Genomic DNA, 1,392 nt, shown 5'->3' with positions numbered 1-1,392 from the left:
GGCCGGTCTTGGAGTCGGTGCACTGCCCGCGTAGCGGGCAGGTGATGCAGGCGGTGCCGAAGTCGGCTTTGCCGGCGTGACGAGCGTGGCCTTTGACCGGCCGAATCGCGACGGTCAGGCCGTTGGGGCAGGTCACCGTGGCGTCGCGGAGGTTGACCTCGAAGCGGTCCTTGGTGAACTTCCCGGTCGGGGCGACGGGCGGCTGAACCTTGGTCTTGATGTCGATCCCCGCGGTGTCGAGCTGCGGGAGGACCTCGCCGGCGCCGTAGGCCGCGTCGCCGTAGACGGCGGCGGGGTCGGTGGCGGTGGCCGGATCGGTGAGGTCGGCGATGAGCCCGGCGACCGGTTCGACATCGCCTGCGTTGCCGGCGGTCACCGCGGTCGCGGTGATGACCTCGACATCCGGGTCGACAGCGATGTGGCCCTTGTAGCCGTCGAAGCCGCGGTGGCTGGTCTTGTGCCCGTGCCGGGCCTCGGGGTCGACGGTGGAGATCACCCGATCCGGGGCGACTTTCCGAGCGATCCGCAGCGTTCGGTCATCTCCTGCCTCCAGGTCCTGACCGAGGATGGTGGCCAGCAGCCGCATCGCCTGACCCACCGGTTCCGGCAGGTCGGTCAGCCCGTCGAGGACGGCGAGCAGGGCGTATCCGTCGCGGGCGCGGGACTCGACCAGGGCGTCGCGGGCGCTCTTGTCGTCCCAGTCGATCACCGGCTTGCCGGTGCTGCTGTAGTCGTCACCGCTGGCTAGCACGGCCCGTAGCCGTCCGCCCAGGTCACCGCCGGCAGCGGCGAGCAGACCCCGGATCGCTGAGCGGATCAGCGTGATCGTGTCCATCGTCGCGACCGCGTCATACAACGGTGTCGAGTCCAGGACCCGCCGCCGACCCAGCAGGCCGGCGGCCCGGGCGGCGTCCAACGCCACCTCGAAGATCCGGTCCGGCCGGTCCGAGCGGCGCAGTCGTTCCCGCATGTCGACCAGCACCGTGTGGGCGAACCCGACCCGGCCCGCGCCGTCCCAGCCGCCGACCCCGGCGGCGTAACGCCAGCGGGCGTCGAAGGTGAACCGGTCCACCGCCTCCCGATCCGATAGCCCTTCGAGGCGTTGCAACACCATCACGGTGGCCACCACCGACGCCCGGCACGGACCGGCGACCCACCGCCGCGAACAGGTCGGTAAACAGCCCGTCCGGGAACAACGCCTCACGATGCTGATGCAAAAACGCGAAGATCGAGTTCGCCGGCAACGCCTCACCGCAGAACCGGCTCACCGGATCCAGGAGGTCCAACTGCTGCGAAGCCACACCCAACGCCACACCAACAAACTACCTAAAATAGACAGAAAGCGATGGCCGCCACGCCAGTGGCAGCCATCGTTTAACACCAGTCACCTAG

Annotated in this window: 2 protein-coding genes; one reads left to right on the top strand and one right to left on the bottom strand. The window is 69.3% G+C overall.

Going from position 1 to position 1,392, the window contains the following annotated elements; translation table 11 throughout:
- Positions 1–1,126: transposase (locus ACLQ25_RS32595; RefSeq protein WP_425734571.1), on the bottom strand; the 1,126-nt coding region annotated here is incomplete at its 3' end.
- Between ACLQ25_RS32595 and ACLQ25_RS32590 the strand changes: the two genes are divergently transcribed.
- Positions 1,119–1,392: hypothetical protein (locus ACLQ25_RS32590; RefSeq protein WP_425734570.1), on the top strand; the 274-nt coding region annotated here is incomplete at its 3' end. The two genes, ACLQ25_RS32595 and ACLQ25_RS32590, sit on opposite strands and share 8 nt — an antisense overlap.

Source organism: Micromonospora sp. DT44 (assembly GCF_049841635.1).
Classification (GTDB): domain Bacteria; phylum Actinomycetota; class Actinomycetes; order Mycobacteriales; family Micromonosporaceae; genus Micromonospora.
Note: the sequence above shows the minus strand (reverse complement) of the source record. Positions and strands in the feature narration are given on the sequence as shown.